Annotated in this window: 20 protein-coding genes and 1 pseudogene; 13 read left to right on the plus strand and 8 right to left on the minus strand. The window is 57.4% G+C overall.

Annotation, left to right across the window (positions count from 1 at the left end):
* From hutU to hutI, 3 genes and pseudogenes are all read right to left on the minus strand, one after another.
* Positions 1–1,686, minus strand: coding sequence for a urocanate hydratase (gene hutU, locus ACZAHD_RS01845; RefSeq protein WP_462455278.1), 1,686 nt, complete (start codon positions 1,684–1,686; stop codon positions 1–3).
* Between the two features lie 142 nt (positions 1,687–1,828).
* A pseudogene (locus tag ACZAHD_RS01850) lies at positions 1,829–2,552 on the minus strand (histidine utilization repressor).
* Positions 2,553–2,693: 141 nt separating this feature from the next.
* Complete coding sequence (gene hutI, locus ACZAHD_RS01855) at positions 2,694–3,953, minus strand: imidazolonepropionase (protein ID WP_462455279.1); 1,260 nt, start codon at positions 3,951–3,953, stop codon at positions 2,694–2,696.
* Between the two features lie 327 nt (positions 3,954–4,280).
* Between hutI and ACZAHD_RS01860 the strand changes: the two genes are divergently transcribed.
* The 8 genes from ACZAHD_RS01860 to ACZAHD_RS01895 all read left to right on the plus strand — a co-directional run bounded on the left by ACZAHD_RS01860 (position 4,281) and on the right by ACZAHD_RS01895 (position 10,924).
* Positions 4,281–5,564 (plus strand): putative acyl-CoA thioester hydrolase, encoded by a 1,284-nt coding sequence (locus ACZAHD_RS01860; RefSeq protein WP_462455280.1) that lies wholly within the window; start codon positions 4,281–4,283, stop codon positions 5,562–5,564.
* Positions 5,565–5,847: 283 nt separating this feature from the next.
* Entirely contained in the window at positions 5,848–6,399 is a 552-nt protein-coding gene (locus ACZAHD_RS01865; RefSeq protein WP_462455281.1) for a tetratricopeptide repeat protein, read from the plus strand.
* Entirely contained in the window at positions 6,371–6,937 is a 567-nt protein-coding gene (locus ACZAHD_RS01870) for an RNA polymerase sigma factor (protein WP_462455303.1), read from the plus strand. The genes ACZAHD_RS01865 and ACZAHD_RS01870 overlap by 29 nt, the downstream gene beginning before the upstream one ends.
* Positions 6,934–7,737: an anti-sigma factor family protein gene (locus ACZAHD_RS01875; protein ID WP_462455282.1), complete on the plus strand. Its 804-nt coding sequence runs from the start codon at positions 6,934–6,936 to the stop codon at positions 7,735–7,737. The genes ACZAHD_RS01870 and ACZAHD_RS01875 overlap by 4 nt, the downstream gene beginning before the upstream one ends.
* Positions 7,738–7,906: 169 nt before the next feature.
* On the plus strand, positions 7,907–8,479 hold the full coding sequence (locus ACZAHD_RS01880) for a peroxiredoxin (RefSeq protein ID WP_462455283.1): 573 nt from the start codon (positions 7,907–7,909) through the stop codon (positions 8,477–8,479).
* A gap of 15 nt (positions 8,480–8,494) precedes the next feature.
* Entirely contained in the window at positions 8,495–9,733 is a 1,239-nt protein-coding gene (locus ACZAHD_RS01885) for a protein-disulfide reductase DsbD family protein (protein WP_462455284.1), read from the plus strand.
* A 17-nt stretch (positions 9,734–9,750) separates the two neighbouring features.
* Entirely contained in the window at positions 9,751–10,302 is a 552-nt protein-coding gene (locus ACZAHD_RS01890; RefSeq protein WP_462455285.1) for a sigma-70 family RNA polymerase sigma factor, read from the plus strand.
* On the plus strand, positions 10,295–10,924 hold the full coding sequence (locus tag ACZAHD_RS01895) for an NrsF family protein (RefSeq protein WP_462455286.1): 630 nt from the start codon (positions 10,295–10,297) through the stop codon (positions 10,922–10,924). The genes ACZAHD_RS01890 and ACZAHD_RS01895 overlap by 8 nt, the downstream gene beginning before the upstream one ends.
* Before the next feature lie 119 nt (positions 10,925–11,043).
* Here the strand turns inward: ACZAHD_RS01895 and pgl are convergent, their stop codons facing one another.
* A complete protein-coding gene (gene pgl / locus ACZAHD_RS01900) occupies positions 11,044–12,039 on the minus strand; it encodes a 6-phosphogluconolactonase (protein WP_462455287.1) in 996 nt (331 codons plus the stop codon).
* A 173-nt stretch (positions 12,040–12,212) separates the two neighbouring features.
* On the opposite strand from pgl, the gene ACZAHD_RS01905 reads away from it, so the two are divergent.
* Positions 12,213–13,031, plus strand: coding sequence for a pyridoxal phosphatase (locus tag ACZAHD_RS01905; protein ID WP_462455288.1), 819 nt, complete (start codon positions 12,213–12,215; stop codon positions 13,029–13,031).
* On the opposite strand, the gene modC is transcribed toward ACZAHD_RS01905, so the two are convergent.
* The 4 genes from modC to ACZAHD_RS01925 form a co-directional block, all read right to left on the minus strand.
* A complete protein-coding gene (gene modC / locus ACZAHD_RS01910) occupies positions 13,032–14,090 on the minus strand; it encodes a molybdenum ABC transporter ATP-binding protein ModC (protein ID WP_462455289.1) in 1,059 nt (352 codons plus the stop codon).
* The gene (gene modB, locus ACZAHD_RS01915) at positions 14,083–14,781 is read right to left on the minus strand and encodes a molybdate ABC transporter permease subunit (protein WP_462455290.1); all 699 of its coding nucleotides are present in this window, start codon (positions 14,779–14,781) and stop codon (positions 14,083–14,085) included. The genes modC and modB overlap by 8 nt, the downstream gene beginning before the upstream one ends.
* Complete coding sequence (modA, locus tag ACZAHD_RS01920; RefSeq protein WP_462455291.1) at positions 14,781–15,554, minus strand: molybdate ABC transporter substrate-binding protein; 774 nt, start codon at positions 15,552–15,554, stop codon at positions 14,781–14,783. The genes modB and modA overlap by 1 nt, the downstream gene beginning before the upstream one ends.
* Before the next feature lie 171 nt (positions 15,555–15,725).
* Positions 15,726–15,875 (minus strand): AcrZ family multidrug efflux pump-associated protein, encoded by a 150-nt coding sequence (locus ACZAHD_RS01925; RefSeq protein WP_462455292.1) that lies wholly within the window; start codon positions 15,873–15,875, stop codon positions 15,726–15,728.
* 153 nt (positions 15,876–16,028) lie between these two features.
* Between ACZAHD_RS01925 and modE the strand changes: the two genes are divergently transcribed.
* From modE to galT, 4 genes are all read left to right on the plus strand, one after another.
* Positions 16,029–16,817: a molybdenum-dependent transcriptional regulator gene (modE, locus tag ACZAHD_RS01930; protein ID WP_462455293.1), complete on the plus strand. Its 789-nt coding sequence runs from the start codon at positions 16,029–16,031 to the stop codon at positions 16,815–16,817.
* A 67-nt stretch (positions 16,818–16,884) separates the two neighbouring features.
* Entirely contained in the window at positions 16,885–18,360 is a 1,476-nt protein-coding gene (modF, locus tag ACZAHD_RS01935) for a molybdate ABC transporter ATP-binding protein ModF (protein WP_462455294.1), read from the plus strand.
* 204 nt (positions 18,361–18,564) lie between these two features.
* The gene (gene galE / locus ACZAHD_RS01940; RefSeq protein WP_462455295.1) at positions 18,565–19,581 is read left to right on the plus strand and encodes a UDP-glucose 4-epimerase GalE; all 1,017 of its coding nucleotides are present in this window, start codon (positions 18,565–18,567) and stop codon (positions 19,579–19,581) included.
* Positions 19,582–19,590: 9 nt separating this feature from the next.
* Entirely contained in the window at positions 19,591–20,637 is a 1,047-nt protein-coding gene (galT, locus tag ACZAHD_RS01945) for a galactose-1-phosphate uridylyltransferase (RefSeq protein WP_462455296.1), read from the plus strand.
* Position 20,638: the final 1 nt, after the last annotated feature.

The raw sequence follows: 20,638 nt of genomic DNA on the forward strand, positions 1-20,638 counted from the left end.
TCAGCGTTGCCCCTGTGTTGCTGCCACCATAGGAAGATTGAGTCCTTGTTCCGCCGCGCACTCAATCGCGATATCGTAACCCGCGTCGGCGTGACGCATCACCCCGGTTGCCGGATCGTTATGCAGCACGCGGGCAATACGCGCGGCCGCTTCGTCGGTACCGTCACAGACGATAACCATCCCGGAGTGCTGCGAGAAGCCCATCCCGACGCCACCGCCGTGATGCAGTGACACCCAGGTCGCGCCGCTGGCGGTATTCAGCAAGGCGTTCAGCAGCGGCCAGTCGGATACCGCATCGGAACCGTCGCGCATGGATTCGGTTTCGCGGTTCGGGCTGGCAACCGAGCCGGAGTCAAGGTGGTCACGACCAATGACGATCGGCGCAGACACTTCACCGCTGCGGACCATTTCGTTAAAAGCCAACCCCAGTTTCTGGCGCCACTCCAGTCCCACCCAGCAAATACGTGCCGGCAGCCCCTGGAAGCTAATACGCTCACGCGCCATATCCAGCCAGTGGTGCAGATGCTTATCATCTTTGATGATCTCTTTCACTTTAGCGTCGGTTTTGTAGATATCCTGCGGATCGCCGGAGAGGGCAACCCAGCGGAACGGACCGATACCGCGGCAGAACAGCGGGCGAATATAGGCCGGGACAAAACCAGGGAAGTCGAACGCGTTGTCGACGCCCATCTCCTGCGCCATCTGGCGGATATTGTTGCCGTAGTCGAAGGTCGGTACGCCCATTTCGTTGAAGGCCAGCATTGCCTGAACGTGATAGGCCATCGAGCGTTTCGCCGCCAGAATGGTGCCCTGTGGGTCCGATTCAGCTTTCTGCTGATACTCTTCCCAGGTCCAGCCTTTCGGCAGATAGCCATGCAGCGGATCGTGGGCGCTGGTCTGGTCGGTGACCATATCCGGGCGCACACCGCGTTTCACCATCTCCGGCACGATATCGGCGGCGTTACCGCACAGCGCGATAGAAATAGCCCGGCCCTCCGCGGTATATTTTTTGATCCGCGCCAGCGCGTCATCCAGCGAGGTTGCCTGCTCGTCAACGTAGCGGGTACGCAGACGGAAATCGATACGGCTCTGCTGGCATTCGATGTTCAGCGAGCAGGCGCCTGCCAGCGTCGCCGCCAGCGGCTGTGCGCCGCCCATACCGCCCAGACCAGCGGTTAATACCCAGCGCCCCTTCAGGCTGCCCTGATAGTGCTGACGTCCGGCTTCCACGAACGTTTCATAGGTGCCCTGCACGATGCCCTGACTACCGATATAGATCCAACTGCCCGCAGTCATCTGGCCGTACATCGCCAGACCTTTTGCGTCCAGCTCGTTGAAATGTTCCCAGGTCGCCCAGTGCGGAACCAGGTTGGAGTTGGCAATCAGCACGCGTGGTGAATTTTCGTGGGTTTTAAATACGCCAACCGGTTTACCGGACTGCACCAGCAGCGTCTCATCGCTTTCCAGGTTTTTCAGCGCCTTCACGATAGCGTCATAGCATTCCCAGTTACGCGCCGCGCGTCCAATACCGCCGTAGACCACCAACTCATGTGGGTTCTCGGCAACCTCGGGATCGAGGTTGTTCATTAACATACGCAGCGGTGCTTCGGTCAACCAGCTCTTAGCATGCAACGTCGTACCTCGCGGTGCACGTACGTCTTGCTGGCGATATTTGCTTTGCGACATCGGGGTTTCTCCTGACAATTAACGTTGTTTACGTAGATACATATACTTGTCTATACAACTGTACGCAAGTCAGGTTTTAACAGAGATGATACAATTTTATTATATTGCGTCAGCAATCACGCTTTTGCCGACGCGGCGATCATCAGGAAGTGAAATGGCCCTGCAGCCGGTAGCGGCGACCCGGGAACAGAAGGCGGGCGTGGGAGACAATATGCGTGGTTGACCAGGTACGGCGCCGAATCAGCAGGCAAGGATCGTGGGCAGGGATATGCAGCAGCTCGCACTCTTTGGCGCTGGCCTGTACCGCTTCGACGATGTGTTCGCCTTCGGTTAACGGCGCAATCAGCGACAGATAATCATGCGGCGTGGTGACGGTATAGTCCTGCTCTAAATATGCCGGCACCACCGCCGCATTGACGCAGCGGTCTTCAATCTGTACCGCAATATCGTTTTCAAAATGCACCATCAAGGAGTGAAAAATCCGCGTCCCTTCGGCAACATTCAATGCCGCCGACTGGATAAGGTCGGCTTCAGTCTCTTCCAGCAGCACGACCTCGCAGCGGTGCTGATGTCGACGGGAGGTAATCTCGTCGGCGATGCTACGAACGTCGAACAGCGCCGACTGCCCTTTCGGCTCCGCCACAAAGGTGCCCACGCCCTGCAAACGTACCAGTCACCCTTCATCCGTGAGTTCACGTAGCGCCCGATTGATGGTCATGCGACTGAAACCAAACTGGGCCACCAGCGCCATCTCTGAAGGAATACGGTCGTGAGGACGCCAGACGCCGCGCTGAATTTTGTCGCTGAGACTGCTTCACCTTTTCATAAAACGGGGCAGGCGCGGTTCGGGGTCGCGGTGAAAACATAGCCTGGCTTTCCTTATGCTCAATGGGCGGCAACAGTCAGAATATACTGAATCGTCGACACCACCAATGGGCGATCGGCTATGCCCGACGGGCCGCGCTGTCGTCACGCCCGGCTGTCGGCGGAGGCCCGTTGCCGCAATGTCATTGCATTTCGCCTCGCACAACGCGATGCCAGAGCGGGTTACGTCCCGGTTCATAGACCATTTCAACCGGATGTTCCGCATCCCAGATAGCAAAATCGGCAACAAACCCCGCCGCCAGCTGGCCGTGACTATTCTGCCGCCCCAGCGCCTGCGCGGCATGTCGCGTCACGCCCGCCCACGCCTCTTCCGGGGTTAAACCAAACTTGACGCAGGCCATGTTCATCGCCAGATGCAGGCTGGCAAACGGGCTGGTACCCGGGTTGTAGTCCGTCGCCACCGCCATCGGCACCTTATACTGACGCAACAGCTCGACCGGCGGTTTACGGGTTTCATTGAGGAAATAGAACGCGCCGGGCAGCAGCACCGCTACTGTCGCGCTGCGGCTCATCGCCGCTACCCCCTCTTCAGTTAAATATTCGATATGATCGGCCGAGAGCCCCTGATAACGGCTCACCAGCTGCGCGCCACCCAGCGAAGAGAGCTGTTCAACGTGCCCTCTGACCGGAATACCGCGAGCCTGTGCGGCCTGAAACACGCGTTCGGTCTGCTGCGGGCTGAAGCCAACGTTTTCGCAGAAAACATCGACACTTTCAAACAGCCCCTCTTCCCATAGCGTCGGCAGCAGGGTTTCACACACCAGCGTAATATAAGCGTCCGGATCGTTTTTATATTCCGGCGGCGTGGCGTGAGCGGAGAGCAGCGTCGGCGACAGCTCGACCGCATTGTTCTCCGCCAGACGACGCGCCACCCGCAGCATTTTGCGTTCGTTTGCCAGATCCAGCCCGTAGCCGGATTTAATTTCCAGCGTGGTCACCCCTTCGCGAAGCAGACGATCCAGTCGCTGCTGGGCCAGCGCTAACAGTTGCGTTTCGCTGCTTTCACGGGTGGCGCGCACCGTTGAGTTAATGCCACCGCCATTGGCGCTGATCGTCTGGTAGGAGACACCGTTCAGACGCTGTTCCCACTCCTGCGCCCGGCTGCCGCCGAAGACCAGGTGGGTATGGCAATCAATCAGCCCCGGCGTCAACAGCCTGCCGCCAAGGTCAATGCTCCGCCCGGCCGGGGCATCGTTTTCAGGCACAATGGCGTCAATCCGACCATTGCACACCAGCAGCGCATGACGATCCCGCAGACCGTAAGGTTGCGAATCATGAGGGTTCAGAGTGGCGAGGCGGGCATTTCGCCAGATAACGCGATCGGAGGTGGCTTCAGTCATACCAGTCAGCTTGTCATGGGTTGTATAGACATTTATTTTCATTCCACGCGCAATGTCAATAAAAGCAGAGGGAATTGTTATTTTTTTGTGACCAGACGCGAACGAGGCGCCGGCCTTCTGGCCCGTTTACGCTAACTTTTTCACACAGCGTCTTCCCGTTTCACTCAACTTAGTATAAAAAGCAGGTTTTAAAGGACGTTATACGCGTAATTCATTCCTTGCCGGCATGACGCCGCTTGCATGTTTTTCGTATAATGCCCTCCCCAAATCATTCGGGTTGCTTTGCGGCGGAAATCAACAAATACGCCAACAGAAAGGCAGCCAGAAGAATGACAGGTCTTTTGTTAATTGATTCTTGCCCGGAGCAACATGAACACATTCTCAGTTTCTCGCCTGACGCTGGCACTGGCTTTTGGCGTGACATTATCCGCCTGTAGCTCAACCCCTGCCGATCAACAGCCCTCGACGCAGATTGCGCCGGGCACCGCCTCTCGCCCTGTGTTAACCGCTGATGAAGCGAAGAATTTCACTCCGGCAAGCTATTTCCAGTCCCTGGATCCCAATGCCTCGGCGTGGGCCCCGGCGGCCATCAGCATACCGTCTCAGCCTGACTTCGTCGTCGGCCCGGCGGGCGCCCAGGGCGTGACCCATACCACTATTCAGGCCGCAGTTGATGCAGCTATCGCCCGCCACTCCAGTCGTCGTCAGTTTATTGCGATTATGCCGGGCGAATATACGGGTACTGTGTATGTCCCTGCAGCCCCCGGAGCGCTGACGTTGTACGGTACCGGCGAGAAACCGCTGGATGTGAAAATCAGCCAGGCCATTGACTCGGAAATGGACGTGAACACCTGGCGCCACCTGGTCAACCCGGCCGGCAAATATATGCCAGGTAAACCGGCGTGGTATATGTTTGACAGTTGCGAGAGCAAACGCGCCGCCACCGTCGGCGTGATGTGTTCAGCGGTATTCTGGTCACAGAACACAGGCCTGCAGCTACAGAACCTGACCATCGCCAACAACCTGGGCGACAGCGTGGATGCCGGGACTCACCAGGCCGTTGCATTGCGCAGCGATGGTGACCAGGTGCAGATTAACAACGTCAACATTCTGGGTCGCCAGAACACCTTCTTCGTCACCAACAGCGGCGTGCAGAACCGTCTGCAAAACGATCGTCAGACCCGCACCCTGGTGAGCAACAGTTACATTGAAGGCGATGTTGATATCGTTTCCGGCCGCGGTGCCGTGGTGTTTGATAACACCGATTTCCGCGTCGTGAATTCGCGCACGCAGAAAGAAGCCTACGTCTTTGCGCCGGCAACGTTAAAAAGCGTCACCTACGGCTTCCTGGCAGTGAACAGTCGCTTTACCGCCTCCGGCAACGGGGTCGCTCAGTTGGGCCGGTCTCTGGACATCGATAACAACACCAATGGCCAGGTTGTTATCCGCGACAGCGTCATTAACGAAGGCTTCAATGTGGCGAAGCCGTGGGCCGACGCGGCAATTTCTAATCGCGCGTTCAGCGGCAACACCGGCGCAGTGGACGCGAAAGGCGTGCCGCAGCGTAATCTCAACGACAGCAGCTTCAACCGCATGTGGGAATACAATAACCGCGGCGTGGGCAGTGTGATTGTCGCAGAACCGAAGCAATAAATCTTAGCAAGGGGGAGCGTGTCTCCCCTTTTTTCTTGCGCTCTTTTTCTTAGCAACTTTCTCTTTCACCACTTTCTCTTCTGCTTTTTTCTCCGTCCCGCTCCTCAGTTCATCGCTACCGCGGCGGCTTTTCTTGCGCGTGCAAAAAAACAGCGTTTTCCGGCGAATAAAAATCCCCGCTGATGCGTTTACTCACTGTCAGAACACAACCCCCTTCCGGCGCGGTTCACCCTGAGACGGGATGCCGCCGGGTTACCCGCATCGCGGCTTATGGAGACGAAAAATGAACACCCTTATCTCATCGATTCTGCCGGCTTCGCGCCGCTTAATGGTCCCCACACTGCTATGTTTGTTTTATGCATCGCCGTCATTCGCCATGGGTGATAACAGTACCCAGAGTAAAACGCCGGACTGCCCCAGCGGGCAGGTTTATGACAGCGTCAGCAAACAGTGCGTCCCGGATAAAACCAGCAATCTTAGCGATCAGGATAAAACCAACTATGCCTATCATCTGGCGAAAAAAGGGCAATATCAGGCGGCGCTGAATCTGCTGGATTCGCTGAAAAATGGCAATACTGCTGAAGCCTGGAACTACCGCGGCTATGCCACCCGTAAGCTCGGACGTACGGATGAAGGGATTGGTTATTACCAGCGTGCGCTGGCGCTGAAGCCCGACTACGCCAAAGCGCGTGAGTATCTTGGCGAAGCGTGGATGGTAAAAGGCCGCCGGGATCTGGCGCAGGAACAGCTCAAAGTGATTTCCGGGATTTGCGGTCAACGCTGCGAGGAGTATCGCGATTTGCAGGCTGCAATTAACGGACACCCGGAATCCTGAAAGTCATCGCGAGGGTAAAAAAATTACAGCCAGCGACGTTCGTTCACAGCTTACCGCACATCTGGCCCGTCTTTGGCGCTACGGGCTGGTTCTGTCGCACAATCGCGATATTGCCGAAGAACTGGTTCAGTCAACCTGCGTTCGCGCGCTCGAACGGAGCGCGCAGTTTACGCCGGGTACCCGCATCGACCGATGGCTGTTCACTATTCTTCACTCTATCTGGATTTCCGAACTGCGGGCGCGCCGCGTCCGAATCGGGCAAGGCTTCGTCGAAAACGACCCGCAGCTCGCTGCCGACGACCACGAAATGAATGAAGATCATCGCCAGTATCGGCGGCTTATGCGCCAGGTCAGCGCCCTGCCGGAAGCCCAGCGCAACGCGGTATTTTTAGTTTATGTTGAAGGTTTTACCTATCAGGAGGCGGCCGACACGCTATCGGTCCCCATCGGTACGGTGATGAGCCGGCTGGCGGCGGCACGATCGACGCTGGCAAAAACGTCAGGCGCCGCCTCTTTAGCGAGGGAGAAACGCTCGTGAAATCATCCTTTTTTACTCCCCCTTATAGCGATGAGGCCATTATTGCCTGGCTGGACGGCGAAATGAGCGATCCCGACGCCCGCCGCTTTGAAGCCGCCTTCAGAGAGGATCGGCAGTTGGCCGCACGCACCGCCGAACTGAAGAACATCCCGCAGAATTATCAGCAGGCGTTTGCCCCGCTGCTGGAACAGGCTCCCGTCGCGCGCATGCAGAGCCAGCTTGATGCTCATCTGGCAGCAATGCCCGCACCGGACAGCCCTGCACGCGCTCCGGCTTTTAGCCGCCGTGCCATGATTGCCGCCTCGCTCACTTTTTTACTGCTCGGCAGCAGCTTAGGCTATCTGGCCCACCCCGAGGCCAACGAGACTGATGAAAGCGAGAACATTCGCGACCTTGAAGCCCGTTACATGTCGCTCTATAGCGCGGAAACCCTGCTCGATATGGACAGTTCACCGGCGATATTACAGCGCGGTCTGACGCGCACCGCCGAAGATATTGGTTTAGCGCTCAACCCGCAGCAGTTGGCGCTGCCGGGCGCCGAGCTAAAAATGGTGCGCATACTGCGCTACGAGCGCACAACCATTGCGCAGATCGCCTGGATTCACGCGGCGTATGGACCGATGGCGCTGTGCATCTCTCCGGCTCGCCAGCAAAACGATACGAGGATAAACGCTGAACGGCGGCACGGCATGAACCTCGCCTGGTGGCACGCTAACGGATATCAGTTCGTGCTGATTGGCCGCAATCCTGATGCACAATTGCACGCTAACGCCCGCGAATTGCAGAGCGTACTGTCCTAGGCTCGTCACCCTTCGGGGCGATATTTTATTCCGCCTCGTTGAGGATTGCCGCCGGCCATCGCGCCTGACCGCTAAATATTTTTCACCCGGCGAAACTTTCTTTCTCACTCCGGCGAACTGTATAGCAGAGTCACCTGACCAGAACGCCCTGACATTGCTGGAGCTCATAATGAAACTGATGAAAAACCTTGCTCGTTCTTTGACCCTGACCGTCGCGCTTGGCCTGTCCGCCACCGCCTTTAACGTCGGAGCGGCACTGCCCGTCGGCGCGAAGGCCCCCGTTTTCGAGTTGCAGGGTGCCTTAGCCGGTAAACCGATTACCTTCTCTTTGCAGCAGGCGTTGCAAAAGGGGCCAGTGGTGCTCTATTTCTTCCCGGCGGCATTTACCGCAGGCTGCACCATTGAGGCCCACGATTTTGCCGAAGCCACCGATGAATTTAACAAAATGGGCGCCACCGTCATCGGCGTCACTGCCGGTAACACCGACCAGGTCAGCGATTTTTCTAAACTGGAGTGTCGCGATAAGTTCGCCGTCGCCGCGGATCCGGGGGCGAAAGTGGCCGCGCAGTATCAAACGCTGATGGAGATGAAGGGCAAGACCGTCTCCGACCGGACTTCGTACGTCATTGCGCCAGACAGGACGATTCTACTCAGCCACACCGACCGAAATCCGGACACTCATATTGAGAAAACCCTGGCCGCCGTCAAACAGTACGACGCCACCCACCCGCAAACCCACTAAGCAAAGAGGCCAGCGATGCTCACCGCCATGCTGGCCGCCTTTATTGGCGGCATCATACTTAACTTTATGCCCTGCGTTTTTCCGGTCATCTCGCTGAAAGCGCTCGGACTTCTTCGCCATACGGATAACCCCGTGGGCGCCCGTCGCGAAGGGCTGGCTTTTTTACTTGGTGTGCTGGTCACCATGCTGCTGCTGGCTGGTATTCTGCTGGCAGCCCGCGCTGGCGGCGCCGCTGTCGGCTGGGGGTTCCAGCTGCAATCGCCGCTGGTCATTGCCCTGCTTTCGCTGGTGATGCTCGCCGCCGCGCTTAACCTGCTGGGAGTATTCGAGGTCGGGCTATCGGCGCAGCGCGTCGGCGCACTGGATATTGGCCGCGGCGCCTTTTTACGCTCGGCGATGACCGGCGCGCTGGCGATCGTCGTTGCAACCCCGTGTGCAGCACCGTTTATGGCCAGCGCGATTGGCTATGCGCTAGTGCAGCCGCCAGCTACCGCGCTGGCCGTGTTTTTTGCCCTCGCACTCGGCTTTTCCGCTCCGTTCACTCTCGTCTCGCTGTTTCCGGCGCTGGCTTCTCTCCTTCCTCGCCCTGGCGCCTGGATGGATCTTCTTAAACGTGCGCTGGCCTTTCCGATGTTCGGTGCTTACGCCTGGCTGGTATGGGTGCTGGCGCAGCAGGCCGGCAGCAACGCGCTGGCTACGCTACTGGCGGTCTCCGTGGTGCTGAGTTTTGCTGCCTGGATCTACGGAATCGCCCAGCAACGACGCTTTCAGGGCAAAGGGCATAAGGGCCTGTTCGCCGTCACCGGTGTGCTCGCCGTCGCGGTTATTGCCCCGCTGGCCGGACTGATTGATGCTGACTCCGCGCTGCCAGGCGCACAGGCTGTCGCAACCACCGGAACCTCTGCGGAAAAATGGACACCGCAGGCCGTTGAGGCGCAGCGCGGCCACGGCAAAGCCATTTTTGTTAACTTCACCGCCTCCTGGTGTATCACCTGCCAGGTTAACGAAAAAACATCGCTTTCAACCCAGGCCGTAAAAGATGCGCTGGTAAAAACCGGGACGCTGTATATGGTGGCAGACTCGACTAAATTTAATCCGGACGTCGATGATGCGCTGAATCAATTTGGTCAGGGCGGTCTGCCGCTGTACGTGGTCTATCCTGCCGATGGCGGACCGCCGAAAGTGCTGCCGCAGGTTCTGACACCGGGCATTGTCGTGAACGCGCTGAACCAGGCAACCGGCAAAAAAGCGTAAACGCAACAAGGCGGATTATGGAAATAAACGATAGCGCGCGCGAACGCTGGCCCGCGCTAATGGAGCAGGCGCAGGCGGGCGATCAGCTCGCCTATACCCGGCTGTTAAAAGCGCTGGTGCCGGTCATTCGTTCGCAGATACGTAAGCGAATCACCGACGACGCGTTAGTCGAAGATGTCATTCAGGATGTGCTGCTGACGGTGCATCGGGTACGTCATACCTACGATCCGACCTACCCTTTTTTGCCCTGGCTGATGGCGATTATCTCCGCGCGGGCCATTGATGCGCTGCGCCGTCGCGGCCGTTATCAGCAGTGGGAGATCCCCGAAGAGACGCTGCCGGAAGCGGCAACGTCACCGGATCCGCCAAAACGGGATAGTCGGGAGGAGCTGGCAGGCTATTTACGCCAGCTCCCCTCCCGCCAACGAGCCATTGTGGAGCACGTCCATCTGCGCGAAATGAGCCTGACGGAAGCCGCTGCGCATAACAATCTGAGTGTCGCGGCAGTGAAATCGCTGCTGCATCGGGCGCTGAAAAATCTGCGCCGTTTTGGAGCTCATCATGACTGATCATGACCTGTTAATTGACAAGCTGGGGCGCGATATGCGGCCGGTGAAACGACTGCCGTCAACCGGCAGGCGGGTTCTGACCTGGCTGGCGGTGGCGTTGCCGTGCGCGGTTGCTGCTAGTTTCCTGGTGCAACGCAGCCCGACCGACTGGTCGCAGCCTGGTGCCCCCCTGGCGGTGGTGCAGTTGCTGCTGGCTTTTGTGCTCGGCGCGCTGGCGATTCGTAGCGCTTTCACGATGAGTATTGCCGGTCGGCGTTCTCTTAGCTGGAAAGCCTTGCTGCCCATTGGGCTGATGTGGCTGGGGCTGAGTATCAGCAGCATTCCCTATCCGGTACTGCGGGTGCCGGAGAACGACAGCACGCCCTGCTTTACCTTTTTGCTGGTGGTCAGCACGCCAATGATGGCGCTGATGATTGCCAGCCTGCGCCGCACCCGAACGCTGCATCCGGTGCGCAACCTGGCGATGGCAGGGCTGGGGATTGCCAGCATGGCGGTCAGCCTGTTGGCGTTTTGTCATCCGGTACATCTACACATAATGGATTTTGTCATGCACCTGGCGGCGATAGGCACCATAGTGGCGCTGACGGTGCTGGTTGGCAGACGCTGGGTGGCGCTGGATTAACGATCCGCCGCCGCTCAGCGCAGCGTTATCGGGTTAATGGCACTTTGCTTGCCAGCCCTTCAGGCTGCGCTAACCGATAAACAAACTTCGCTGCAGCGAAGTTTGTTTATCTCAGCAACTTAGTAAGCGTTAACGACCACCCACATTGGGCCCTGGCCAACAGCATAGCGCCCTTTCTCTTTCAGCAGCCCCTGCTCACCAGCGATCTCATAGACCGCAATATGGTGTGATTTCTGTCCCGCTGCTATCAGATATTTACCGCTGTGATCGAGGTTGAAACCGCGCGGCTGCGCCTCACTCGGCTGATACCCTTCAACGGACAGCACGCTGCCATCTTCAGATACGCTGAAAATGGTGATGATGCTGGCAGTGCGGTCACAGGCGTACAGATGACGGCCATCCGGCGTCAGATGAATATCCGCCGCCCAGCGTACGCCGGTAAAATCGTCAGGCATCATATCCAGCGTCTGGACGCACTCGATTTTGCCATGCGGATCTTTTAGCTCCCAGACATCAACGGAACTGTTCAGCTCGTTCACGCAGTAGCCGTATTGTTGATTCGGGTGGAACACCATGTGACGCGGGCCAGCCCCTTCAACGGTGGTCACTTCCGCCGGTTCTTGCGCGGCGAGGAATCCATCCTCGCTAAGGGTAAACAGGCAAATACGATCCTGTTTCAGCGCAGGGACCCACAGGGTGTGGTTGTCGGGAGAAATATTGGCCGAGTGACAGCCTTCCAGCCCTTCCACAACGGCGACCGTTTCACCCGGCAGGCCATTGTTCAGCGGAGTGACACTCACGCAGCCGGCGTTATAGGAAGCGCTGAAGACAAAACGGCCCTGATGATCGGTTGAAATATGCGTCGGGCTGCCCGGCAGCGCCGCTTCGCCGGCGAACGTCAGCGCGCCGTTATCGGGCGCAATGCGGTAAGCCAGGACGCGAAACTCCGGACGTACGCCAACATAGAGATACTCTTTATTCGGGCTCACCACCATCGGCTGAACCTGACCTGGGGCATCCACAACCTGAACAAGCTTCAGGTTACCCTCAAGATCGAGACTCCAGACATGAATCTGCTGACTTTCCGGGCTGGCGGTATAAACGGTTTGTTTCATGACTGCTCCTTTCCTCACTGCACAGGGAAAACGTATACATTTCATTCATCAAGCTACTGGGCTGATGCAATGTATAGACTCTTTTAACGGTAGATGCTGAAAAATTTGCCCCGCTGGCATAGCGGTGTACCATCATGCCAGGCAATTTTTTCATCATTAACCGGAAACAACACATGACATCACGCGTGATTGCACTGGATTTAGACGGCACCCTGCTCACCTCCAACAAAACTATTCTGCCCGCGTCGCTGGAAGCCCTGGCCCGTGCCAGAGCGGCGGGGTTCCAGGTGATCGTCGTCACTGGCCGACATCACGTCGCTATCCATCCTTTTTATCAGGCACTGGCTCTGGATACACCTGCAATTTGTTGTAATGGCACTTATTTGTATGATTATCAGGCAAAAAAGGTTCTGCAGTCCGACCCGATGCCGATCGATAAAGCGTTGAGCCTGACCGATATGCTCACTGCTCACGATATCCACGGCCTGATGTATGTTGATGACGCCATGCTCTATGAACGCCCGACCGGGCACGTTATCCGTACCACCCGCTGGGCACAGTCGCTGCCCGTCGAACAACGTCCGGTATTCACCCAGGTCGATTCGCTGGCGCAGGCCGCCCGCGACGTCCAGTCGGTGTGGAAGTTCGCCCTTACCGATGAAGATATTCCTAAGCTGCAGCAGTTTGCCCTTGATGTGGGACAGAAGCTGGGGCTCGAGTGCGAATGGTCGTGGCACGATCAGGTCGATATCGCCCGCGCGGGCAACAGTAAAGGCAAGCGCCTGACACAGTGGGTGGAAGCTCAGGGCCTGTCCATGCAGGACGTGGTGGCTTTTGGCGATAACTATAATGACCTCAGCATGCTGGAGGCCGCCGGAACCGGCGTGGCGATGGGCAATGCGGTTGAGGAAGTCAAAGCGCGCGCTAACGTGGTCATTGGCGAAAACGAAAGCAACAGTATTGCCGACTTCATCAACCGCAACCTGCTGTAATCAGGCGGCAATCGATACGCTTTTAATCTGCGCATACAGCCATTGGCCTGGCGTAATCCCCAGGTCATCTCTGGCCCACGGACTGATGCGCGCCCACAGCGTGCGGCCGCTGAGGTTCAACTGCACTTCAATCTGTCCGTGTGTTTCAATGCACTGCACCACCTGCGCCGGCAAAATATTGCGAATGCTGGTCTGCTGCGGCTGTTCGAGCACCAGCGATACGTCGGAGGCCTGGATGCGAATTCGCGTTGCCTCGCCGATTGGCCGGTCGAGATAGTTCACCCAGATCTGCTGCATGCCCAGCGCCAGCGCGGTCATGGCATAGCGGGGATGCTGGGCGGCAACGGACAGATTCAGTATTGTGCTCTGCTGATCCGGCGGCAGCCACGGATGCATCACGCTGCTGCTCCATACCTCTTCCAGATCGCCAAAGGCTTTTACGCTCCCCTCCTCCAGCACCAGCACTTTATCCGCCAGATGTTGAATCTCATCAAGCGAGTGGCTGACGTAGAGCATCGGAATATGTATTTCACGCGCCAGTCGCTGCAGGTACGGCAGAAGCTCGCGTTTACGAGGAATATCCAGCGAGGCCAGCGGTTCATCAAGCAGCAAAAGCTCAGGTGCGGTGAGAAGCGATCTGCCAATGGCCACCCGCTGCTTTTCTCCACCTGACAGGCCACCCGGCAGGCGCTCAAGCAGCGGCTCAATACCGAGTAGCGCCACCAGCTTATCAAACTGCCCCGCCATACTTTTCGCCATGCCGTACTTCAGATTACCGCGTACCTTATAGTGTGGAAACAGGCGCGCGTCCTGGAACACATAGCCCACCCGCCGCTTTTCCGGGGCCAGGCAAATGCGTTTTTCGGTATCATTTAAGACCCTGCCGTTGAGCACAATCCGCCCTTTCTGCGGCCGGGTCAGGCCGCTGATGGCGTTAATCAGGGAGGTTTTTCCCGCGCCGGAGACGCCAAAAACGGCGGTGATGCCGCTGGCAGGCAGCGTTTCATTGATACTCAGGCAGTGGTTGCCCAGCGTCTGGGTGAAATGGAGTTCAAGCATCTGATTTCCCCGTTCGCACGCGGCTAAGACGCGTCAGCCATTCAGAAAGCAGCAGTGACACCAGCGCCAGCACGATGGAAATCAAACATAAACGCGCGGCGGCACCTTCACCGCCAGGAGTCTGAATCAGGGTATACATGGCCGAAGGAATAGTGCGCGTTTCCCCCGGAATATTGGAGACAAAGGTAATGGTGGCGCCAAACTCCCCGAGTGAGCGGGCGAAGGCCAGAACGGTACCGACGATAATGCCCGGCAGCGTCAGCGGCAGCGTTATCGTAAAAAACACCCGCCAACGGCCTGCCCCCAACGTTCGCGCCGCCTGTTCCAGCTTCACGTCCACCCCTTCCAGCGCCAGGCGAATGGCCCGCACCATCAGCGGAAAAGACATGACCGCCGCCGCCAGCACCGCGCCGCGCCAGCTGAAGGCAAAGGTCAAACCGAACCAGTCATAGAGCCAGCTGCCGATAAAACCACGCCGCCCCATGGCAATCAACAGCAGATAGCCCACCACCACCGGCGGCAGTACCAGTGGCAGGTGGATAATACTGTCGAACAGCGCCTTTCCGGGGAAATTGCGCCGCACCAGCAGCCATGAGATAAAAATCCCAAAAGGTAAACTTAACACCACCGCCAGGGATGAGACTTTCAGGCTCAGCAGCACCGCCTGCCATTCGGGATCGCTCAATATCATTAGCGGGTGGTAAATCCGTATTGTTTGAAGATGGCAGCCGCTTGCGGCCCCTTCAGGTAGTCGTAAAACCCGGTGACGGTCGCATTTTTATGTCCATCGACGATAGCCAGCGGGTATTCAACTTTCTTGTGCGAATCTTCCGGGAACGTCCCGACCACTTTCACACCCTTGCTGGCCACCGCATCGGAACCATATACGATCCCCAGCGGGGTTTCGTTACGTTCAACCAGCGCCAGCGCTCCGCGTACGTCTTCAGCCGGTGCCAGTTTCGGTGCCAGCGTCTCCCAGGCCCCCAGTTTTTGCAGCGCTTCTTTCGCGTAAATACCTGCCGGGACGTGCTCCGGGTCACCAACGGCCAGGCGGCCGCCTTTCAGCAGGCTGGTCCAGTCGGTTTTGTTGTTAATCACAATGTCGCCCAGCGTGCTGGCTTGAGGCGCGACAACCACCAGGCTGTTACCAAGCAGCGTGGCACGCGAGGCAGTATCAATCGCTTTTTTCTCGACCACGTAATCCATCCATTTCTGGTCGGCGGAGATGAACAGGTCCGCTGGGGCGCCCGCTTCGATTTGCCGTGCCAGCGTCGATGAAGAGGCAAACGACGAGACCACATCGACGTTTTTCTCTTTCTTATAGGCCTTCGCAATATCCTGCATCGCATTCGTTAACGATGCCGCGGCAAACACCGTAATTTTCCCTTCCTCCGCCAGCGCGTGACCCGCGACGGAAAGTGTTAGCGTCGCGCCGGCAAACAAGCGTAACCATTGACGTGCCATCTGAAACTCCTGTGAGTGCGTTATGTATAAAATAATATAACGATAAGATCAGGGTTTTCCCAGCGCAAATTGGCGCCAGGTAGAGGAGGATCAAAAGAGAGCGGAAAAGAAGGTGGAAAAATGGAAAAGAAAGAGAAAAAGACAACGCCCGGAAAACCGGGCGTTGGGAAGTCAGTTGTTCTGCTGGCCGCGATCTTTGTGAGCTGCGCCAGAGAAGATGTTAAACACTTCACCCAGACCGTAAATCAGACCCAGGATGATGGCCATCACCACCGGGACCATGACAAGGGCAAAAACCAGACTTTTCAATAGCTCTAACATGGTTGGCTCCAGAAAGTACGAATACTTCATTGTAACCGCTTCAGCTGGAAAAACACGCCCCATTTGTGCGGTGGCAGGCAGATAACGGCGACAGATGCATCTTGCAAGATGACCGCTATCGGTCACAATACTCTTTTTTGCCAGGATATGATTATGCAGGCCGAAATTCTTCTGACCCTCAAGCTACAGCAGCGTCTGTTTGCCGATCCTCGTCGCATCGCCCTGCTAAAACAGATCGATTCCACCGGTTCGATTAGCCAGGGGGCGAAAAACGCGGGCATTAGCTATAAAAGCGCGTGGGACGCCATCAATGAGATGAATCAGCTCAGCGAACAGACGCTGGTAGACAGGGCTACCGGGGGTAAAGGCGGCGGTGGCGCCGTGCTAACCCGCTACGGGCAGCGGCTGATCCAGTTGTACGACCTGCTGGCGCAAATTCAGCAGAAAGCCTTCGACGTGCTGAGCGACGACGACGCCCTGCCTCTCGACAGCCTACTGGCCGCTATTTCGCGCTTCTCGCTGCAGACCAGCGCACGTAATCAGTGGTTTGGCACTATCACCGGCCGCGACCACCAGCAGGTACAGCAGCATGTCGAGGTGCTGCTTGCCGATCGCCAGACCCGCTTAAAGGTCGCTATCACCGCGCAGAGCGCAGAGCGCCTCGGCCTCGATGAGGGCCAGGAAGTTTTGCTGCTGCTGAAGGCCCCCTGGGTGGGTATGACCCAGGATCCGGCGGTTGCTAAAGAGGCCGATAACCAACTCACCGGGCGAATCAGCCATATCGAGTACGGCCCGGAGCAGAGTGAAGTGCTGATGGCGCTGCCCGACGGCCAGAGTTTGTGCGCAACCTTACCGCTGGAACAGACCCGAAAGCTGGCAGAAGGTGCTGAGGCAATAGCATATTTTAATGCCGATCGAATCATTCTCGCCACGTTATGCTAACGGCATTGACATTGCTCGCGTGACGTCGTATCCCTGAGGCAAATCGCTGCAAGAAGTGGGATACACAATGTCATCATTGCAAATTTCGCAAGGCACGTTTCGCCTGAGCGACACAAAAACGTTAAAAATCGAGCGCCTCACCGTTGGCACCGGCGGAAGCTGGGCCTTCGTCGGCAGCAACGGCAGCGGGAAGTCAGCGCTGGCTCGCGCGCTGTCCGGTGAGCTCACCCTGCTGTCCGGCCAGTATGAAAACCGCTTTTCCCGGATAACCCGCCTCTCCTTCGAACAGTTGCAGAAGCTGGTCAGCGATGAATGGCAACGTAACAATACCGACTTACTCAGCCCAGGCGAAGAGGACACCGGCCGCACGACGGAAGAGATTATTCAGGAAGAGTCCCGAGATGCCGCCCGCTGCACGCGCCTGGCGGAATTGTTCGGTATTACTTCCCTGCTTCAGCGCCGCTTTAAATACCTTTCCACCGGCGAAACACGTAAAACGCTGCTCTGCCAGGCGCTGATGGCCCAGCCGGACCTGTTGATTCTCGATGAGCCTTTTGACGGCCTGGACATCGCTTCCCGCCAACAGCTTGCCGGGCTGCTGGCGACGTTGCACCTCGAAGGACTCACGCTGGTACTGGTGCTCAACCGCTTCGATGAAATTCCGTCATTTGTCCAGTTTGCTGGCGTGCTGGCTGATTGTACCCTGAGCGAAACCGGAGAAAAGCAGGCGCTGCTACGACAGGCGCTAATTGCCCAACTGGCGCACAGCGAAAAAATGGCCGGCATGAGCTTACCGGAACCGGACGCCCCCGCCGCACGGCATGCTCTCGACGCCGGGGCACCGCGCATCGTCCTGCGGGGTGGCGTGGTGTCATACAATGACCGGCCGATCATCGAGCACCTGAGCTGGACCGTTAACCCCGGTGAACATTGGCAGATAGTCGGTCCCAACGGTGCCGGGAAATCGACCCTGCTCAGTCTCGTGACCGGCGACCATCCGCAGGGCTACAGCAACGACCTGACCCTCTTTGGCCGTCGCCGCGGCAGCGGTGAAACTATCTGGGACATTAAAAAGCATATTGGCTACGTCAGCAGCAGTCTGCATCTTGAGTACCGCGTCAGTACCACGGTGCGTAACGTGATTCTGTCGGGTTATTTCGATTCGATCGGGATTTATCAGGCCGTTTCTGATAAGCAACGCAAGCTGGTGCAGAACTGGCTGGATATTCTGGGAATCGACAAGCGTACCGCCGATGCGCCGTTCCACAGTCTCTCCTGGGGACAACAACGGCTGGCGCTGATTGTCCGGGCGCTGGTGAAGCACCCGACGCTGCTGATTCTTGACGAACCTCTGCAGGGACTGGATCCGCTTAACCGTCAACTGGTGCGGCGCTTCGTGGATGTATTGATTAGCGAAGGCGCTACTCAGTTGCTGTTTGTCTCCCACCACGCCGAAGATGCGCCGGACTGCATTACCCATCGTCTGGAGTTTGTTCCCAGTGGAGACGGTTACACTTATCAGGTCGGTCCACGCGCTGATTGAGCCCGAACAGGGGGCCATCCCCCTGTTTTTTTTCAGAGAAATAACCAGAAAAGCCATCAACAAACTGTTTTTAAACATAAAAACAAAAAAATCTTGCACGATGTCATTTGGTGTAAGCGATTCCACCAATTTGGCCTGTGTCACACTTTCTACTTCTTTGGTATGCTATCTTCATCACACACGATAAGCCTATTGGAGCGAATCATGAAAGTACTGGTTACAGGTGGTAGCGGTTACATTGGAAGTCATACCTGCGTTCAACTGCTGCTGCAGGGACATGAAGTGATTATTCTCGACAATCTCTGCAACAGTAAGCGCAGCGTATTGCCGGTCATTGAACGTCTCGGCGGGAAAACAGCCACCTTTGTCGAAGGCGACATTCGCAATGAAGCGCTGATGACGGAAATTCTGCACGATCACGCCATTGAAGCAGTGATCCACTTTGCCGGCCTGAAAGCCGTCGGCGAATCCGTCGCGAAGCCGCTGGAATATTACGACAATAACGTTACCGGTACACTTAAATTAGTTTCCGCTATGCGCGCCGCCAGCGTGAAGAACTTTATTTTTAGCTCCTCGGCGACCGTCTACGGCGATCAGCCGAAGATCCCTTATGTCGAAAGCTTCCCGACCGGCACGCCGCAAAGCCCGTATGGCAAAAGCAAGTTGATGGTCGAGCAGATCCTGACCGACCTGCAAAAAGCCCAGCCGGACTGGAGCATTGCGCTGCTGCGTTACTTCAATCCGGTCGGCGCGCATCCGTCAGGCGACATGGGCGAAGATCCGCAGGGTATCCCGAACAACCTGATGCCTTACATCGCGCAGGTGGCCGTGGGTCGCCGCGAATCGCTGGCCGTTTTCGGCAATGATTATCCGACTCCTGATGGCACCGGCGTACGCGACTATATCCACGTCATGGACCTCGCCGATGGCCACGTTGCGGCGATGGAAAAACTGGCGGGCCGCGAAGGCGTACACATTTATAACCTCGGCGCAGGCGTCGGCAGCAGCGTCCTCGACGTGATCAATGCCTTCAGCAAAGCCTGCGGCAAACCTGTCAATTACCACTTCGCACCGCGCCGCGATGGCGATCTGCCGGCCTACTGGGCGGATGCCGAAAAGGCCGACCGCGAGCTGAACTGGCGCGTTACACGCGACCTTGACGAGATGGCGCAGGACACCTGGCACTGGCAGTCCCGTCATCCGCAGGGTTACCCAGACTAAGGAACCGTCATGAGCATATTTAACCCCGTCGACCATCCGCATCGTCGTTATAACCCGTTAACCGGGCAGTGGATTCTGGTATCACCGCATCGCGCCAGGCGCCCCTGGCAAGGGGCGCAGGAAACGCCGGCAAAATCAACTTTGCCGACGCACGATGCGGATTGTTTTCTGTGTCCGGGTAATACCCGCGTCACCGGCGACACGAACCCGAATTACACCGGTACCTACGTGTTTACCAATGACTTTGCGGCGTTGATGACCGACACTCCCGATGCCCCGAATAGCGACGATCCGCTAATGCGCTGTCAAAGCGCACGCGGCACCAGCCGGGTCATCTGCTTCTCGCCGGATCACAGCAAAACGCTGCCTGAGCTGAGCATTGAAGCGCTGGAAGGCGTGGTTAATACGTGGCAGGAACAGACGGCCGAGCTGGGCCAAACGTATCCGTGGGTGCAGGTTTTTGAGAACAAAGGGGCAGCGATGGGCTGCTCCAACCCGCACCCGCATGGCCAGGTCTGGGCCAACAGCTTCCTGCCGAACGAGGCAGAACGCGAAGATCGTTTGCAAAAAGAGTATTTCGCCGTTCAGGGTTCACCGATGCTGGTGGATTACGTTCAGCGCGAATTAGCCGACGGCAGGCGGACTGTCGTTGAAACTGAACATTGGCTGGCCGTCGTACCTTACTGGGCGGCCTGGCCCTTTGAGACGCTGCTGCTGCCGAAAGCGCACATTCAGCGCCTTACCGATTTAACCGCAGCCCAGCGCAGCGACCTTGCGTTGGCGCTGAAAAAGCTGACCAGCCGTTACGACAACCTGTTCCAGTGCTCATTTCCATATTCCATGGGCTGGCACGGGGCGCCGTTTAATAACAAAGAGAATCATCACTGGCAGCTCCACGCTCACTTTTATCCGCCGCTGCTGCGCTCTGCGACGGTACGCAAATTTATGGTCGGCTACGAAATGCTGGCCGAAACTCAGCGCGATTTGACGGCCGAACAAGCCGCCGAACGCCTGCGGGCAGTGAGCGACGTCCATTTTCGCGAATCCGGAGAATAAC

The sequence above is a fragment of the Raoultella sp. genome (assembly GCF_039594335.1).
Lineage (GTDB): Bacteria > Pseudomonadota > Gammaproteobacteria > Enterobacterales > Enterobacteriaceae > Klebsiella.

Coding starts and splice junctions, on each gene's coding strand:
- hutI (WP_462455279.1), bottom strand. CDS start 3,953: ATGAAAATAAATGTCTATACAACCCATGACAAGCTGACTGGTATGACT.
- modE (WP_462455293.1), top strand. CDS start 16,029: ATGCAGGCCGAAATTCTTCTGACCCTCAAGCTACAGCAGCGTCTGTTT.
- modF (WP_462455294.1), top strand. CDS start 16,885: ATGTCATCATTGCAAATTTCGCAAGGCACGTTTCGCCTGAGCGACACA.
- ACZAHD_RS01885 (WP_462455284.1), top strand. CDS start 8,495: ATGCTCACCGCCATGCTGGCCGCCTTTATTGGCGGCATCATACTTAAC.
- galT (WP_462455296.1), top strand. CDS start 19,591: ATGAGCATATTTAACCCCGTCGACCATCCGCATCGTCGTTATAACCCG.
- modB (WP_462455290.1), bottom strand. CDS start 14,781: ATGATATTGAGCGATCCCGAATGGCAGGCGGTGCTGCTGAGCCTGAAA.
- ACZAHD_RS01890 (WP_462455285.1), top strand. CDS start 9,751: ATGGAAATAAACGATAGCGCGCGCGAACGCTGGCCCGCGCTAATGGAG.
- hutU (WP_462455278.1), bottom strand. CDS start 1,686: ATGTCGCAAAGCAAATATCGCCAGCAAGACGTACGTGCACCGCGAGGT.
- ACZAHD_RS01925 (WP_462455292.1), bottom strand. CDS start 15,875: ATGTTAGAGCTATTGAAAAGTCTGGTTTTTGCCCTTGTCATGGTCCCG.
- ACZAHD_RS01880 (WP_462455283.1), top strand. CDS start 7,907: ATGAAACTGATGAAAAACCTTGCTCGTTCTTTGACCCTGACCGTCGCG.
- modC (WP_462455289.1), bottom strand. CDS start 14,090: ATGCTTGAACTCCATTTCACCCAGACGCTGGGCAACCACTGCCTGAGT.
- pgl (WP_462455287.1), bottom strand. CDS start 12,039: ATGAAACAAACCGTTTATACCGCCAGCCCGGAAAGTCAGCAGATTCAT.
- ACZAHD_RS01905 (WP_462455288.1), top strand. CDS start 12,213: ATGACATCACGCGTGATTGCACTGGATTTAGACGGCACCCTGCTCACC.
- modA (WP_462455291.1), bottom strand. CDS start 15,554: ATGGCACGTCAATGGTTACGCTTGTTTGCCGGCGCGACGCTAACACTT.
- ACZAHD_RS01860 (WP_462455280.1), top strand. CDS start 4,281: ATGAACACATTCTCAGTTTCTCGCCTGACGCTGGCACTGGCTTTTGGC.
- ACZAHD_RS01865 (WP_462455281.1), top strand. CDS start 5,848: ATGAACACCCTTATCTCATCGATTCTGCCGGCTTCGCGCCGCTTAATG.
- ACZAHD_RS01895 (WP_462455286.1), top strand. CDS start 10,295: ATGACTGATCATGACCTGTTAATTGACAAGCTGGGGCGCGATATGCGG.
- galE (WP_462455295.1), top strand. CDS start 18,565: ATGAAAGTACTGGTTACAGGTGGTAGCGGTTACATTGGAAGTCATACC.